Source organism: Pseudomonas sp. MWU13-3659, assembly GCF_023757525.1.
In the GTDB taxonomy this organism is placed as follows: Bacteria; Pseudomonadota; Gammaproteobacteria; order Pseudomonadales; family Pseudomonadaceae; genus Aquipseudomonas; species Aquipseudomonas entomophila_E.
In genome coordinates this window covers 12,231-28,430 of the sequence record NZ_JAMSHW010000031.1, presented here as the reverse complement: position 1 = coordinate 28,430, position 16,200 = coordinate 12,231, and the positions used below count along the sequence as shown (strand labels likewise).

Here is a 16,200-nt window from a genome sequence, read left to right as displayed (position 1 = left end):
CGCGTCCGCCTGGCGACGGAGGCCTCTACCTCAGGCGGCGCTCAGATAGGAGAGCAGCTCGGTGACATGGCGAGGCATGCTGTCGAAATGCCTGACCAGCATCATGTGATCCTGCCGCGCCCAGGTTTCCTGCAGGGGCCGGACCACCAGCGCACTACAGCGCAGATAGCGCTGCACCGCCGCGTCCGACACAACACCGATACCCACGCCCTCGGCGATCATCCGGCAGAATGCTTCGCCCGTGGATACCTTGATCCTGAACTGCGCCTCGCTGCCATCGTCCCGCGCCTGCCCCTCGATCAATCGACCCAGGGCGGCATCGCTGCACAACCCCACCTGCGGGTGTTTCAGCACCTCCCGCAAGCGCAGCGCAGTGGCGCCGGCCAACGGGTGACGGCGGGGCAGCACGACCACATAGTTGAGCGCGGGCATGGCAATCGAGGCACAACCTTCCACCGGCGCGCTGCCGGCGACCATCCCCATGTCGACGGCGCCTTCGCGAATGCCGCGGACGATCTCCCCCGGGTTGCGCGCCTGCAGGTCGATGGCGATGTTCGCGTGCTCCGCCAGGTAGCGCACCAGGCGCTGCTGGGTGGACTCGAAGGCGGTGAAGCCGTCGACGTACATGCGCATGCAGGGCACGGCCTGCTCTTCATGCCGCTCGAACTCGGCCTTGAGCACCTCCAGTTGGCCAAGGATCTTGCGGGCATGGACCAGCAAGCGCTTGCCCGCCGCCGTCAGTACCAGGCCCTTGCTCTGGCGATGGAACAACCCCTCGCCCAGCTCGCCCTCCATCGACTTGATGCGCATGCTCGCCGCACCGGGTGACAGGCAGGCACGCCGGGCACCCTGGGTCAGGCTGGGTGACTCGGCAATCTTTATGAACAGCTTCAGGTCAGTCAGGTCAAGGTTCACGGTCTCTTCCTTGTATTGTTGTTCACGTCCATTTCATGACTAGCGATCTTGGTGTCACCTGCGTCTATCTTGCCCCTCTCCTTCGGCCTGGGCCAACCCTGGCCCCGATAAAGACAAAGGCGCCCACTGGGGGCGCCTTCGATGTAATGCGCTATCGATCAGCGCGATGAGGTCGCGCCGGGCTGTAGCACACGCTGGCCACCCAGACGGCTGAGCCACACCGACGCCAGGATGATCGAACCGCCGATGGCCAGGCGCCCCAGCGGTTCGTCCTGGTTCCAGATCAGCAGGTTCAGCAACAGCCCCACCGGCACATGCAGGTTGTTCATCACCGCCAAGGTGCCGCCGGACACCAGGCAGGCCCCCTTGTTCCACCAGTACAGCCCCAGCGCGGTCGGGCACAGGCCGAGGAACAGCAGCACCAGCCATTGGGTGTCGGTGCTCGGCAGGTGCTGGGCGTTACCGAACAGCAGGAAGGCCGGCAGCACCACGATCAGCGCCCCCAGGTAGAAGTAGCCGAAGCGCCGGTAATGCGGCAGGTTGCTGGGGTGACGGGCAACCAGGTGGCGGTACAGCACCTGCCCGGCGGCGTAGGTGAAATTGGCCAGTTGCAGCAGCAGGAAGCCCATGAAGAACTCCCCCGAGATGGTGTCGAAGCGGATCACCGCCGCGCCGGCCACCGCCACCAGCGCGGCGAGCAGCGCCCAGGGGTTGAAACGCCGGTTCAGGGCGTCCTCGATCAGCGTGACGTGCAAGGGGGTGAGGATGGTGAACAGCAGCACCTCGGGCACGGTGAGCACTCGGAAGCTCAGGTACAGGCAGACGTAGGTGATGCCGTACTGCAGCGCGCCGATCAGCAGCATCGAACGCAGGAAGCGCGGCTCGACCTGGCGCCAGCGGGTCAGCGGCAGGAATACCAGGCCAGCCAGCACCACCCGGGCGAGCACGGCGAAGTAGCTGTCGACATGGCCGGCCAGGTATTCGCCGATCAGGTTGAAGGAGAACGCCTGGATCAGCGCGACGATTATCAGGTAGCCCATGGTTGGCCCTCGTGGATCAAGGCGGGGACCTTAGCGGGTTGTCCTGGGGCACTTCAACCATGGGGATTGTGGGGCTGCTCGTGGGCGTCTCCCCTTTCTCTGCGCGTGCTTACCCGTGTAGGAGCGGCCTTGTGCCGCGAAAGGGCTGCGTAGCGGCCCCAGGATTTCAGTATCGAGCAGAAATCGCCGGGGCCGCTTGGCGGCCCTTTCGCGGCTCAAGGCCGCTCCTACAGAGGGCGTGCCGTCCCCACAGGCATAAAAAAGCCCGGCCATCGATTGGCCGGGCAGGCACACCCAAAGGAGCAACAAGGTGTCAGGTTGGGAATTCGTCGCCTGTCAGGCCACCGCAGCCAGCTTGGCCTTGGCCTGGTTCAGGCCCTTCTCGTGGAACTCGCCGCTCATGTTCAGGCCTTCGGCGTGGATGAAGTCCACGTCATGGATGCCGATGAAGGCCATCACCTGGCGCAGGTAGGGTTCCTGGTGGTCGCTGCTGGCGCCAGCGTGGATGCCGCCACGGGCGGTCAGGACGATGGCGCGCTTGCCGGCCAGCAGGCCTTGCGGGCCGGTCGGGGTGTACTTGAAGGTGATGCCGGCGCGCAGCACGTGGTCCAGCCAGGCCTTGAGGGTGCTGGGGATGGTGAAGTTGTACATCGGCGCGGCCATCACCAGCACGTCGGCGGCCAGCAGCTCGTCGGTCAGGGCATTGGAACGGGCCAGGGCGTCCAGTTCGGCGGCGCTGCGCTGATCTTCTGGCTTCATCCAGCCGCCCAGCAGGTCGGCGTCCAGGTGCGGCACCGGGTTCACCGCCAGGTCACGCACGGTGATGTCGTCAGCCGGGTGCGCCGCTTGCCACTGCTGGATGAAGTCGCGGGTCAGTTGACGGGAAACGGAATCCTGCTGGCGGGCGCTGCTTTCGATGATCAGTACGCGGGACATGGGGTGCCTCCATCGGCGGTAAGGGGTGGCGATTCGATGGAGGTGAGATTAAGGGTTGACCTATCGATAAAAAAGCGTAAAAAGTGGGAGCAATCTATCGATTAATCCGTTTTATTCCGCTTTGCAGTCCAGCAGGATGCGCAGCTTGATGATCTGCCGGTTGAACTTGGCGGTCACATCCACGCTCTTGCCGGCCGGCACGTTGACCCTGCGCACCCGTGGCGCCTCGGGGCCGTTGCGGAACATGACCTTGCAGGCCGCCGGCACCTGCCCGTAGTTGTTCAGGGTGATGGCACCGATGTCGTAGGCCGTGTCATAGGCGGTGTAGTCGACCTTGACCCCGGTCAGCTCCTTCTCCACGTCGATGGGGTAAGCCATGGCGGTGAAAGGCAGGCACAACAGCAAAGCCGCACAACATTTCTTCATACGGGCGCTCTCCTTGAGAAGAGCGCAGCTTAGGACAACAGGAGCCCTAGATGAAAGCGCCGCGCGTAACCCTGGATCAGTGGCGGACCCTGCAGGCGGTGGTCGACCATGGCGGGTTCGCCCAGGCCGCCGAGGCCCTGCACCGCTCGCAGTCGTCGGTAAGCTACACCGTGGCGCGGATGCAGGAGCAACTGGGCGTGCCGCTGCTGCGCATCGATGGGCGCAAGGCGGTGCTGACCGAGGCCGGCAATGTGCTGCTGCGCCGCTCGCGGCAGCTGGTCAAGCAGGCCAGCCAGCTGGAAGACCTGGCCCATCACATGGAACAGGGCTGGGAAGCCGAGGTGCGCCTGGTGGTCGACGCCGCCTACCCCAGCGCCCGCCTGGTGCGCGCCCTGGCCGCCTTCATGCCGCAGAGCCGTGGTTGCCGGGTGCGGCTGCGTGAAGAAGTGTTGTCCGGGGTCGAAGAGGTGCTGCACGAAGGCATCGCCGACCTGGCCATCAGCAGCTTCAACATCGGCGGCTACCTGGGCACCGAGCTGAGCCCGGTGGAGTTCATCGCCGTCGCGCACCCCGAACACGCCCTGCACCGCACCGGCCGCGAGATCACTTTCCAGGACCTGGAAAGCCAGCTGCAGGTGGTGATCCGCGACTCCGGCCGCGCGCAACCCCGTGACGTCGGCTGGCTGGGCGCCGAGCAGCGCTGGACGGTGGGCAGCCTGGGCACCGCCGCCACCTTCGTCAGCAGCGGCCTGGGCTTTGCCTGGCTACCCCGGCACATGATCGAGCGCGAACTGCGCGAAGGCGTGCTCAAGCCCTTGCCGCTGGACCAGGGTGGCAGCCGCCATCCGCTGTTCTACCTTTATTCGAGCAAGGAAAAGACCCTGGGCCCGGCCACGCAGATCCTCATTGAGTTGCTGCGCAACTTCGATACCGCGCCCCTGGACGTGCCCTTCGCAGCCCCCCCGCAAGCCTGAGAGGACCGCGCCCATGGCCTGTTTCGAACATGACGGTTGCCTGCTGCACTACGAGGAACATGGCCAGGGCGAGCCCCTGGTGCTGCTGCACGGCCTGGGTTCGAGCAGCCAGGACTGGGAGCTGCAGGTGCCCGAGTTCAGCCGTCACTACCGGGTGATCCTCATGGATATCCGCGGCCATGGCCAATCCGCCAAGCCGCGACGCGGCTACCGGATCAAGACCTTCAGCGAAGACCTGCTGGCCCTGCTCCAGCACCTGGGCACCGGCCCGGTGCATTTCGTCGGGCTGTCGATGGGGGGCATGGTCGGCTTCCAGTTCGCCGTCGACCACCCCGACTGGCTGCGCAGCCTGTGCATCGTCAACAGCGCCCCGCAGGTCAAGCGCCGCACCCGCAGCGACTGGATCTGGTGGCTCAAGCGCTGGGGCCTGGCGCGCCTGCTCAGTGTCGAGACGGTGGGCAAGGGCCTGGCCCAGCGGCTGTTCCCCAAGCCCGGGCAAAGCGAACTGCGGCGCAAGATGGCCGAACGCTGGGCGCGCAACGACAAGCGCGCGTATCTCAAGAGTTTCGACGCCATCGTCGACTGGGGCGTGCAGGAACGCATCGGCCAGATCCGTTGTCCGACGCTGGTGATCGCCGCCGACCACGATTACACCCCGGTACAACTCAAGGCGCGCTATGTCGCCCTGATGCCCAACGCCAGGCTGGCGGTCATCGACGATTCGCGGCACGCTACCCCCCTCGATCAACCCGAGGTTTTCAACCTCACCGTGCTGCAATTCATTGCAGCCGCCTCCACCTCTCAAGGATCTTTGAGCCCATGCTGAAAAAACTTCTGCTCACCGCCTGCTCGGTCGCCTTCGCCACCAGCGTCATGGCCTCCGACAAGACCCCGCATGTACTGCTGGATACCAGCTTCGGCCAGGTCGAAATCGAGCTGAACGCTGAAAAAGCACCGATCAGCACGAAGAACTTCCTCGAGTACGTCGACAGCGGCTTCTACAACAACACCATCTTCCACCGCGTGATCCCGGGCTTCATGGTCCAGGGTGGCGGCTTCACCGACCAGATGGTGCAGAAGAACACCAAGGACCCGATCCGCAACGAAGCCAGCAACGGCTTGCAGAACACCCGCGGCACCCTGTCCATGGCCCGCACTTCCGACCCGAACTCGGCCACCAGCCAGTTCTTCATCAACGTCGCCGACAACGATTTCCTCAACCCGGGCCGCGACCGTGGCTACGCGGTGTTCGGCAAAGTCACCAAGGGCATGGACGTGGTCGACCAGATCGTCAACTCGCCGACCACCGTCAAGAAAGGCATGCGCGATGTCCCGGCGGACCCGGTGTACATCAAGTCGGCCAAACGCATCGACTGACCACACGCCGCACAGGGACGTGGGTCGGGTCACACAGGAGTCTTGTCACCCATGCTGTACCGTCGTTTCGAGCAACTGATCGACATCTTCCGCGAGGCGCCCACCGAGGCGCCTCCCGGCCAGGTCTGGCCGTTCTACCTGTACTACCTGCGCCAGGTGTGGCCGAGCTTTCTCGCCCTGCTGATCGTCGGCCTGGTCGCCTCGCTGATCGAGGTGGCCATGTTCAGCTACCTGAGCCGGATCATCGACCTGGCCCAGGGCACTCCCAACGTCAACTTCTTCAGCGAGCACAGCGGCGAGCTGCTCTGGATGCTGGTGGTCATCCTGCTGCTGCGGCCGTTGTTCTTTGGTTTGCACGACCTGCTGGTGCACCAGACCATCAGCCCGGGCATGACCAGCCTGATCCGCTGGCAAAACCACAACTACGTGCTCAAGCAGAGCCTGAACTTCTTCCAGAGCGACTTCGCCGGGCGTATCGCCCAGCGCATCATGCAAACCGGCAACTCGCTGCGCGACTCGGCGGTGCAGGCGGTGGACGCGCTCTGGCACGTGCTGATCTACGCCATCAGCTCGCTGGTGCTGTTCGCCGAGGCCGACTGGCGGCTGATGCTGCCGCTGCTGGTATGGATCGCCTGCTATATCGCCTCGCTCTATTACTTCGTGCCGCGGGTCAAGGAGCGTTCGGTGATCTCCTCCGACGCCCGCTCCAAGCTGATGGGGCGCATCGTCGACGGCTACACCAACATCGCCACGCTGAAACTGTTCGCCCACACCGACCACGAGCGCCAGTACGCCCGCGAGGCGATCAGCGAGCAGACCGAAAAAACCCAACTGGCCTCACGGGTGGTCACCAGCATGGACGTGGTCATCACCTCGCTCAACGGCCTGCTGGTGGTCAGCACCACGGGCCTGGCGCTGTGGCTGTGGAGCCAGTCGCTGATCAGCGTCGGCGCCATCGCCCTGGCCACCGGCCTGGTGATCCGCATCGTCAACATGTCGGGCTGGATCATGTGGGTGGTCAACGGCATCTTCGAGAACATCGGCATGGTCCAGGACGGCCTGCAGACCATCGCCCAGCCGGTCACGGTCAGCGACAAGCCCGACGCGCCGGCGCTGAAGGTCAGCCGTGGCGGGGTACGTTTCGACCATGTCGACTTCCACTACGGCAAGGGCGGCAAGGTGATCGACGCGCTGAACCTGGATATCCGCCCCGGCGAGAAGATCGGCCTGATCGGCCCGTCCGGCGCCGGCAAGTCGACCCTGGTCAACCTGCTGCTGCGCCTGTACGACATCGACAGCGGGCGCATACTGATCGACGGCCAGGACATCGCCGAGGTCAACCAGGCCAGCCTGCGCGCGCAGATCGGCATGATCACCCAGGACACCTCGCTGCTGCACCGCTCGATCCGCGACAACCTGCTGTACGGCCGCCCCGGCGCCAGCGACGCGGAAGTCTGGGAGGCAGTGCGCCGGGCGCGGGCGGACGAGTTCATCCCGCAGTTGTCCGACGCCCAGGGCCGCACCGGTTTCGACGCCCATGTCGGCGAGCGCGGCGTGAAACTCTCCGGTGGCCAGCGCCAGCGCATCGCCATTGCCCGGGTGCTGCTCAAGAATGCACCGATCCTGGTGATGGACGAGGCCACCTCAGCGCTGGACTCGGAGGTCGAGGCCGCCATCCAGGAGAGCCTGGAGACGCTGATGCAGGGCAAGACCGTGATCGCCATCGCCCACCGCCTGTCGACCATCGCCCGCATGGACCGGCTGATCGTGCTGGACAAGGGGCATATCGTCGAGAGCGGCAGCCACAGCGAGCTGCTGGCCCAGCAGGGGCTGTACGCGCGGTTGTGGCATCACCAGACCGGTGGGTTCGTCGGGGTGGATTGAGCCATGTCCGGTTCGCCGGCAAGCCGGCTCCTACCGTAGGAGCCGGCTTGCCGGCGAACCGGACTATCAATCCCTGCGATACGGCAACATCCCCCGCGCCTCCTCGGCATAGGCCCGCACCCCCACCCGCTCCTGCCCGAGAAAATCCTCCACCGCCCGCCGCAAACCCGGATGCCGCAGGTAATGCCACGACCGCGTGATCACCGGCTCGAACCCGCGAATCAGCTTGTGCTCACCCTGCGCGCCCGCATCGAAACGCTGCAGCCCTTCGGCGATGGCGAAATCCATCCCCTGGTAGAAGCAGGTTTCGAAATGCAGCCGGTCGAACGCGTCCAGGCAGCCCCAGTAGCGCCCGTACAGGCTGTCGCCGCCCAGCAGGCTCAAGGCCATGGCCACGTCCCGCCCGTTCTGCCGGGCGATCACCACGCGGATCGCCTCGGGCATGCGTTCGGCGACCAGGCTGAAGAACGCCCGCGTCAGGTAAGGCGCGCGACGGCGCACGGCATAGGTGTTGGCATAGCAGAGGTAGACGAAATCCCACTGCGCCTCGCTCAGCTCATCGCCCTTGTACCAGGCGAATTCGATCCCCTGCCCCGCGACTTGCTCGCGCTCCTTGCGCATCTGCTTGCGTTTGCGCGAGCTGAGCGTATCGAGGAAGTCCTGGAAATCCCGGTAGCCACGGTTGCGCCAGTGGAACTGGCAGCCCAGGCGCTCCATCCAGCCCGGCAGGCTGGCGATGCTGTCGTCCAGGGCCGCGTCCGTGAAATTGATGTGCGCGCCGGACAACCCGCCCTTCTCGAGGTATTCCGGGATCGCCTGCAACAGCAGCAGGCCATCGGCCGGGTCGCCAGCCAGCAGCCGCGGCCCGCTCACCGGGCTGAACGGCACGGCGCCCAGCAGCTTGGGGTAGTAGGCGATGCCCGCGCGCTCACAGGCATCGGCCCAGCCCTGGTCGAACACGTACTCACCGAAGGAGTGCCACTTGCGGTAGGCCGGCAGCAGCGCACGCACCTCGCCATCACGCTCCAGCACCAGGTGCTCGGCGGCCCAACCGGTGTCGGGCACCACGCTGGCGCTGTCCTCCATGGCCGTGAGGAAGGCATGGCGCAGGAACGGCTGGCCGTCCGGCACCAGCGCGTCCCAGGTGGTCGCCGGCAGGTCGCGCAGGTGGGCAAGGCTGTGGAGGCTGGTCACATCGGCAACTCGCAGGACAAAGAACGCCAGTATTGCCAAACCGACCGTGACACTCAAATGACGGCCCGTTTACTTCACAACAGTGCCACTGTTTAGACATTATTCTGTCATTCCCCCCCGCAATACTTGCGCCTGTTTTCCGGAACCCCAGAACCTGTCTATTCAGGCCCTTTCCGAAGACATGCCAACTTGGGGGCGGGCGCTTGAGCCTCCCCACTTTTTCCAACAGGGAGAACCTTATGCGTCTTGTTTCTACACTTACCGGAGTGAGCCTCACCGGCATGATGCTGGCTCTGAGTACTCCGGCCAGTGCTGCTGTCGACGCCAAGCTGCTCGAAATGCTCCGCGCCAATGGCTCGATCAACCAGGCGCAGTACAACGAACTGCAGGGCGACCTGGCAAAGGAAACCAAGGAAAAGGCCGACCAGAAAGCCCAGTCCGAGCGCCTGAGCTCCTTCGAACAGAAAGTGGCATGGGCCGCCAAGACCCAGATCAAGGGTGATGTGCGCCTGCGCTACGAAGACGTCAACGTCGACAACCCCATCGCCCGCAGCGGCAACCAGGACCGTGAGCGCGTCCGCGCCCGTGTCGGTTTCTACAGCGAGATCAACCCTCAGGTCGACGCCGGCGTGCGCGTGGCCACCGGCAGCAGCGCCGACGCCCGCTCCACCAACCAGAGCCTGGACAACTACTTCGAGAAGAAATCGCTGTGGGTCGACCTGGCCTACCTCGACTGGCACCCGACTGCCATCCCCAACCTGCACCTGATCGGCGGCAAGATGAACCAGCCCTGGGTGAGCATGGGCGACATCATCTGGGACAGCGACATCAACCCCGAAGGCGTGGCGGTCACCTACAAGACCAACCTGGGCGGCGCCGAGCTGTTCGGTAGCGCCGGCCACTACAACCTGAAGGACAACGTCGACGGCGACGGCGTGCAGTTCAAGCACGACGCACAGCTGTACCACGGCCAGTTGGGCGCCAAGTTCAACGCGGCCGACACCGTCAAGCTCACCGTGGGCGGCAGCATCTACGGCTACGACAACGACAAGGAGTCCGCGGCGCTGCGCTCGCTGGGCAACACCACCAACGAGTTCAACCTGGTGGAAGGCTTCGGTCAGCTGGACTTCACCGGCTTCGCCATCCCGCTGTCGGCCTACGGCCAGTTCGTCAAGAACACCGAGAGCACCGACGGCAAGGACAAGGCCTGGCTGGCCGGCCTAAAGACCAAGCTGGGCGCCTGGAGCCTGGACTACAACTACCGCGACGTGCAGCGTAACGCCGTGGTCAGCCTGTTCACCGACTCCGACTTCGGCAACGGCTTCACCGGCTCGCGTGGCCACAAGTTCAAAGTTGGCTACGAGATCGACAAGAACTTCACCGTCGGTGGCGCCTACCTGATGGCCAAGACCGACTACTCCAACCTGCCGAACAGCGATGCCGACGTCGACACGCTGCAGGTGGACCTGGAAGCCAAGTTCTAAGCAGCCGCTCCCCTGCGTTGCTCAGGCGGGAAATGCCGACCCCATCCGGCATTGCCCGCCTTTTTTTCTGCAGAATCGTACGGGGCTGCTTTGCAGCCCTTTCGCGGCACAAGGCCGCTCCTACAGGGGAACGCGAACCTCTGTAGGAGCGGCCTTGTGCCGCGAAAGGGCCGCAGAGCGGCCCCTGCATTCTCCGATCAGCGCTTGCGCAGCACCACGCTACCGATCGAATACCCCGCGCCAAACGAGCTCAGCACACCCAGCGAGCCCTTGGCCAGGTCATCCTGGTACAGGTGGAAGGCAATCACCGACCCCGCCGAGCTGGTGTTGGCATAACGGTCGAGAATCACCGGCGCATCTTCCTCCGCCACTTCACGCCCCAGCAGCTTCTTGACGATCAGGTGGTTCATGCTCAGGTTCGCCTGGTGCAGCCAGAAGCGCTTGACGTCCGAAGGCTGCAAGTCGTTCTCGGCCAGGTGCTGGCCGATCAGCTCGGCGACCATCGGGCAGACTTCCTTGAACACCTTGCGGCCTTCCTGCACGAACAGTTTGTCCTGCGCGCCAATGCCCTCTTCCGCCGCGCGGTTGAGGAAGCCGAAGTTGTTGCGGATGTTGTTGGAGAACGCAGTCAGCAGCTTAGTGCTGACGATGTCGAACTGGTGCTTCGAAGTGGCCTGGTCGGCACGCTCGACCAGCACGGCGGTGGCGGCGTCGCCGAAGATGAAGTGGCTGTCGCGGTCACGGAAGTTCAGGTGGCCGGTGCAGATTTCCGGGTTGACCACCAGTACCGCACGGGCCTGGCCCAACTGCACGCTGTTGGCGGCGGTCTGGATGCCGAAGGTGGCCGAGGAGCAGGCCACGTTCATGTCGAAGGCGAAGCCCTGGATGCCCAGCGCCTGCTGCACTTCGATGGCGATGGCCGGGTACGGGCGCTGCAGGTTGGAGCAGGCGACGATCACCCCGTCGACATCGGCGGCGCTACGCCCGGCACGCTCCAGCGCCTGGCGGGCGGCGGCCACGCCCATTTCACAGAGGATCGACTGCTCGTCGTTGCTGCGCTCCGGCAGGCGCGGCTTCATGCGCTGCGGGTCGAGGATGCCGGCCTTGTCCATGACGAAGCGGCTCTTGATGCCCGAGGCTTTCTCGATGAAAGCAGCGTCGGACAGTGGTGCGGCTTCGACCTCGCCACGCTCGATGGCGGTGGCGTTTTCAGTATTGAACTGCTGCGCCCAGGTATTGAAGGAGGCCACCAGTTCTTCGTTGGAAATGCTCTGGGCCGGGGTGTACAGGCCGGTGCCGCTGATCACGACGTTGTGCACGGTCGTTCCTCTGGTCTGGGGCCGGCGCCGGACGGGCGCGGGCCAAAAATTGGGGTTCGATACTGGCACCTTGGTACCAGTTTGCAATCGTAATAATCCGTATTGGCGAGGGCTTTGCCCTCGATCGCGGGTAAACCCGCTCCTACAGGCACACCACCGACTTCAGAACCGGCGATAAACCTGTAGGGGCTGGCTTGCCAGCGAATGGGCCGCTAGGCGGCCGCAAATTCCTGCAAGTGTGCCACAAATCAAGGAGGTTAGGCTTCCACCAGACTCCACTGCTTGCTCAGGCGCTTGTCGGAAACCGGCACCTTGGTGCCCAACTGCTGGCCGAACAACGACACCCGGTATTCCTCCAGCAACCAACGGTACAGGGTCAGTTGCTCGTCACGCTTGCCCTCCTGGGCATGCTTGTCGGCCCGGGCCTTGTACTGCGCCCAGCAATTGGCCAGCTCGCCGCTCCATACCCGGTCCTTCTGCACCTGCGAGCCCAGCTTCTCCAGGCGCAGTTCCACCGCCTTGAGGTAGCGCGGCAACTCCTTGGACCAGGCGCCCGGCGTCTCGCGCACGAAGCCCGGATACACCAGGTTGGCCAGTTGTTGCTTGATATCGTTGAGGGCCACCGCCTGGGTCAGGTCGATCTTGCCCTTGAAGCGCTTCTGCAAACCATGCCACAGCTTCAGCACCTCCAGCGTCTGGCGCGCCAGGCGCTCGGCATGCTCGGCCCAGCTGCCGCGCTTGCGCTCGGCCAGCGAAGCCAGGCCTGCGCCGTCACGTGGCAGTGGGTCTTCGCCTTCGAGCACACAGCTGTCCAGGCTGGCCAGGAGGATGTCCTCCACCAGCGCCTCGACCCGGCCCAGCTCGCGGTACAGCAAGCCCAGCTCGGTCAGCCCCGGCAGCTTGCCGCGCAGGAACTTGGCCGGCTCCGCAAGCTGCTGCAGCAACAGCCGCTGCAAGGCGCGACGGTGCTGGAATTCAGCTTCGGCCTGGGTCGAGAAGCGCCCTTCGCGCACCGTGCCGTTGTCCTCGACCAGCGCCGGGTACACAGTCATCGACAGCCCGGCGATCTTCTGCTGGGCAGTCTGCGCCACTTGCGAGAAGGCCTTGGCCTGCACCGGTTGCTCGGCCTTCTCGTTGCGCGGCAGGGCCAGGGCGGCCTGGCTGGCGGCGGCGAAGCGCGCGGTCAGCTCGGCGAGGTCGCGGCCTTCGCCGAGGAACTTGCCCTGGGCGTCGACCACCTCGATGTTCATGCGCAGGTGCCCCTCGACCAGGCTGGCGGCTTCGGCCCAGGCCTCGTCGGACACCCGCGCGCCGGTCATGCGCAACAGCTCGTGGCCCAGTGCCTGGGGCAGCGCGCCCTGCCCGAAGGCCAGGCGCGACAAGGCGGCCTTGACGAAGTCCGGCACCGGCACGAAATTCTTGCGCAGGGCCTTGGGCAGGTTGCGCACCAGGGCGATGCACTTGGCTTCCAGCAAGCCGGGCACCAGCCACTCCAGGCGTTCGCCCGGCAGGTTCGGCAGCAGCGGCGCCGGCACCCGCACGGTGACGCCGTCACGCGGGTGGTTCGGTTCGAAGTGGTAGCTCAGCGACAGGCGCAGCTCACCCACCTGCAGGTGGTCCGGGTACTGCGCGGCGGTGACTTCGCTGGCCTCGCGGGCCAGCACGTCTTCCTCGCGCATGATCAGCAGGTTCGGGTCCTTCTGGCTGGTCATCCGGTACCAGGCGTCGAAGGTCGCGGTCTGGTGGATTTCTTCCGGCAGGCGCGCCTCGTAGTAGGCGTACAGCGTCTCTTCGTCGGCGAGGATGTCCCGTCGGCGGGCCTTGGCCTCCAGTTCATCCAACTGCTCGAGCAAGCGCTTGTTGGCCGCCAGGCACTTGGCCCGCGACTGGATCTCGCCGCCGACCAGGCCCTCGCGGATGAACAGCTCGCGGGAAGTCGCCGGGTCGATCGGGCCGAAGTGCACGGGCCTGCGGCCGACAATGATCAAGCCGTACAGGGTGATCTGCTCGTAGGCCACCACCTGGCCACGCTTCTTCTCCCAGTGCGGTTCGAAGTGATTCTTCTTGATCAGGTGGGTGGCCAGCGGCTCGATCCAGTCCGGCTCGATCTTGGCCACCATGCGTGCGTAAAGCTTGGTGGTTTCCACCAGTTCAGCAGTCATCACCCACTGCGGGCGCTTGCGGCCGATGCCAGACGACGGGTGAATCCAGAAGCGGCGCTGACGCGCGCCCTGGTAGTCGCCCTCTTCGGCCTTGTGGCCGATCTGACTGAGCAGGCCGCTGAGGATGGCCTTGTGCATGCGTTGGTAGTCGCACGGTTCCTTGTTCACCGCCAACTGCAGGTCGCGGCAGATCAGCGACAACTGGCGATGGGCATCGCGCCATTCGCGCAGGCGCAGGTAGTTCAGGAAGTTCTTCCGGCACCAGTTGCGCAGTGGGCTGGCGGTCAGCGCCTGGCGCTGCTCTTCGAAACCGCGCCACAGGTTGACCAGCGCGGCGAAGTCGGAATCGACGTCCTTCCACTGCGCATGGGCCTGGTCGGCGGCCTGCTGGCGCTCAGGCGGACGCTCGCGCGGGTCCTGCACCGACAAGGCGCTGGCAACGATCAGTACTTCCTGCAGGCTGCCCTGGCGGGCACCTTCGAGCAGCATACGGCCCATCCGTGGGTCGATCGGCAGGCGCGCCAGCTGGCGCCCCAGCGGCGTGAGCTGGTTCTCGCGGTTGACCGCCGACAGCTCCTGCAGCAGGTTGAAACCGTCGCTGATGGCCTTGCCATCCGGCGGTTCGATGAACGGGAAGGCATCGATGGCGCCCAGGCGCAGGTGCAGCATCTGCAGGATCACCGCGGCCAGGTTGGTGCGCAGGATCTCCGGGTCGGTGAACGCCGGCCGGCCGTTGAAATCTTCTTCGCTGTACAAGCGGATGCAGATACCCGGCTCGACCCGGCCGCAACGACCTTTACGCTGGTTGGCGCTGGCCTGGGATACCGCCTCGATCGGCAGGCGCTGGACCTTGGCGCGGTAGCTGTAGCGGCTGATGCGCGCAGTGCCGCTGTCGATCACGTAGCGGATGCCCGGCACGGTCAGCGAAGTCTCGGCGACGTTGGTCGCCAGCACCACGCGCCGGCCACTGTGGGATTGGAAGATCTTCTGCTGCTCGGCCGGGGTCAGGCGCGCATACAACGGCAGGATCTCGGTGTGGCGCAACTGGGCCTTGCGCAGGATCTCGGCGGCGTCGCGGATCTCGCGTTCACCCGGCAGGAACACCAGCACGTCGCCCGGGCCCTTGCCCTGGCTGCGCTCGTGATGGGCGATTTCGTCGAGGGTGGCAAGGATCGCCTGGTCGACGGTGAGGTCGTCCTCAACCTGGTTGCCCTCCTCGTCCTGCTCGCTGGTCAGCGGGCGGTACCAGGTGTCTACCGGGTAGGTACGCCCCGACACTTCGATGATCGGCGCGCCGTCGAAGTGCTGGGAGAAACGCTCCAGGTCGATGGTCGCCGAAGTAATGATCAGCTTCAGGTCCGGCCGGCGGTGCAGCAGGGTCTTGAGGTAACCGAGCAGGAAATCGATGTTCAGGCTGCGCTCGTGGGCTTCGTCGACGATGATCGTGTCGTAGCGCTCGAGGAAGCGGTCGTGCTGGGTCTCGGCCAGCAGGATGCCATCGGTCATCAGCTTGACCAGGGTGTTCGAATCGCTCTGGTCCTCGAAGCGCACCTGGTAGCCGACCAATGCCCCCAGCGGTGTGCCCAGTTCCTCTGCAACCCGCGCCGCCACGCTGCGCGCGGCGATGCGTCGGGGTTGGGTGTGGGCGATCAGGCCATGGCTGCCACGGCCCAGCTCCAGGCAGATCTTCGGCAGCTGGGTGGTCTTGCCCGAGCCGGTCTCGCCGGCGATCACCAGCACCTGGTGCTCGGCCAGGGCCTTCTTGATCTCGTCGCGCTTGGCGGCGATGGGCAGGCTGTCGTCGTAGCGGATGGTCGGCACGCTCTGCTGGCGCGCGGTGACCTGGGCGCAGGAGGCCTGGACCTTTTCCACCCACTGCGCGAGCTTGCCCTCGTCGGGGCGCTTGCGCAGCTCGTGCAGTTGCCGCCGCAGGCGATGGCGGTCGGCGATCATGGCGTGGTCGAGGTTTTGCAGCAGCTGGTCGATGGCGTGGTCTGTCATGGGGCTTTTTAGTGATGCAGGTGAGGCCTGCTTTTTCATGATCGGCATTCGTAAGGGGTGGGATTGTCGCAGATTTGCCGGCCTGATGCTGCCTGTACTGGCCCTTTCGCCGGCAAGCCGGCTCCTACATCTACCCCCCTGTAGGAGCCGGCTTGCCGGCGAACCCCTTCAGAATGTTTACCCAACCCTGGAGTGAACGTCGCCATTCACTGCTTTAATCAACGTTACGCACCGTGTGAGTATCCAGAGCATGCTCCCCGACCCGATCATCGCCCACCCGCTGTCCCGCCCTTCGCAAGCGAAGGCCAGGGCTCGTGCCGGCGAGAATCCGCTGGTGCACATCATTCTCGCCTTCTGGGCCCTGTGGCATTGCCGCCACGCGCGCCCACCGGATACTTCGTTCAAGCACCCCTGACCCAACCCGGCCATCAATGGCCGATTGACTCAGCCTGACCGCTCGCCTGCGCGGCGGTCGTGCGTGCCCATGA

At 65.1% G+C, this 16,200-nt stretch carries 13 protein-coding genes; 6 read left to right on the top strand and 7 right to left on the bottom strand.

Going from position 1 to position 16,200, the window contains the following annotated elements:
• Positions 1-30 precede the first annotated feature (30 nt).
• The 4 genes from NGM28_RS24545 to NGM28_RS24530 form a co-directional block, all read right to left on the bottom strand.
• A complete protein-coding gene (locus NGM28_RS24545; RefSeq protein WP_240063631.1) occupies positions 31-915 on the bottom strand; it encodes a LysR family transcriptional regulator in 885 nt (294 codons plus the stop codon).
• Positions 916-1,073: 158 nt separating this feature from the next.
• On the bottom strand, positions 1,074-1,955 hold the full coding sequence (locus NGM28_RS24540; RefSeq protein WP_252091886.1) for a carboxylate/amino acid/amine transporter: 882 nt from the start codon (positions 1,953-1,955) through the stop codon (positions 1,074-1,076).
• Positions 1,956-2,291: 336 nt separating this feature from the next.
• On the bottom strand, positions 2,292-2,891 hold the full coding sequence (locus NGM28_RS24535; RefSeq protein ID WP_252091885.1) for an FMN-dependent NADH-azoreductase: 600 nt from the start codon (positions 2,889-2,891) through the stop codon (positions 2,292-2,294).
• Between the two features lie 111 nt (positions 2,892-3,002).
• A complete protein-coding gene (locus NGM28_RS24530; protein WP_011535039.1) occupies positions 3,003-3,317 on the bottom strand; it encodes a 3-phosphoglycerate kinase in 315 nt (104 codons plus the stop codon).
• Positions 3,318-3,367: 50 nt separating this feature from the next.
• Between NGM28_RS24530 and NGM28_RS24525 the strand changes: the two genes are divergently transcribed.
• Genes NGM28_RS24525 through NGM28_RS24510 form a run of 4 tightly spaced genes read left to right on the top strand, consistent with a single transcriptional unit; the run spans position 3,368 to position 7,552 of the window.
• Positions 3,368-4,291, top strand: coding sequence for a LysR family transcriptional regulator (locus NGM28_RS24525; protein ID WP_213657833.1), 924 nt, complete (start codon positions 3,368-3,370; stop codon positions 4,289-4,291).
• Positions 4,292-4,304: 13 nt separating this feature from the next.
• Entirely contained in the window at positions 4,305-5,117 is an 813-nt protein-coding gene (locus tag NGM28_RS24520; RefSeq protein WP_252091883.1) for an alpha/beta fold hydrolase, read from the top strand.
• Positions 5,111-5,668: a peptidylprolyl isomerase gene (locus NGM28_RS24515; RefSeq protein WP_240063635.1), complete on the top strand. Its 558-nt coding sequence runs from the start codon at positions 5,111-5,113 to the stop codon at positions 5,666-5,668. The genes NGM28_RS24520 and NGM28_RS24515 overlap by 7 nt, the downstream gene beginning before the upstream one ends.
• 51 nt (positions 5,669-5,719) lie before the next feature.
• Entirely contained in the window at positions 5,720-7,552 is a 1,833-nt protein-coding gene (locus NGM28_RS24510; RefSeq protein ID WP_252091882.1) for an ABC transporter ATP-binding protein, read from the top strand.
• A gap of 66 nt (positions 7,553-7,618) precedes the next feature.
• Here the strand turns inward: NGM28_RS24510 and NGM28_RS24505 are convergent, their stop codons facing one another.
• Positions 7,619-8,746, bottom strand: a complete 1,128-nt coding sequence (locus tag NGM28_RS24505; RefSeq protein WP_252091880.1) for a GNAT family N-acetyltransferase — start codon at positions 8,744-8,746, stop codon at positions 7,619-7,621.
• 239 nt (positions 8,747-8,985) lie between these two features.
• Here NGM28_RS24505 and NGM28_RS24500 point away from each other — a divergent pair, with 239 nt between their 5' ends.
• Positions 8,986-10,230: a putative porin gene (locus NGM28_RS24500; RefSeq protein ID WP_213657838.1), complete on the top strand. Its 1,245-nt coding sequence runs from the start codon at positions 8,986-8,988 to the stop codon at positions 10,228-10,230.
• A gap of 197 nt (positions 10,231-10,427) precedes the next feature.
• On the opposite strand, the gene NGM28_RS24495 is transcribed toward NGM28_RS24500, so the two are convergent.
• Together NGM28_RS24495 and hrpA are read right to left on the bottom strand one after the other, a co-directional pair.
• Positions 10,428-11,549 carry a beta-ketoacyl-ACP synthase III gene (locus tag NGM28_RS24495; protein ID WP_252091879.1) on the bottom strand — a complete coding sequence of 374 codons (1,122 nt, stop codon included), beginning with the start codon at positions 11,547-11,549 and terminating at the stop codon, positions 10,428-10,430.
• Between the two features lie 257 nt (positions 11,550-11,806).
• Positions 11,807-15,712 carry an ATP-dependent RNA helicase HrpA gene (hrpA, locus tag NGM28_RS24490; protein WP_252091878.1) on the bottom strand — a complete coding sequence of 1,302 codons (3,906 nt, stop codon included), beginning with the start codon at positions 15,710-15,712 and terminating at the stop codon, positions 11,807-11,809.
• Between the two features lie 235 nt (positions 15,713-15,947).
• Between hrpA and NGM28_RS24485 the strand changes: the two genes are divergently transcribed.
• Positions 15,948-16,127, top strand: coding sequence for a hypothetical protein (locus NGM28_RS24485; RefSeq protein ID WP_240063866.1), 180 nt, complete (start codon positions 15,948-15,950; stop codon positions 16,125-16,127).
• The last annotated feature ends 73 nt before the right edge of the window (positions 16,128-16,200 follow it).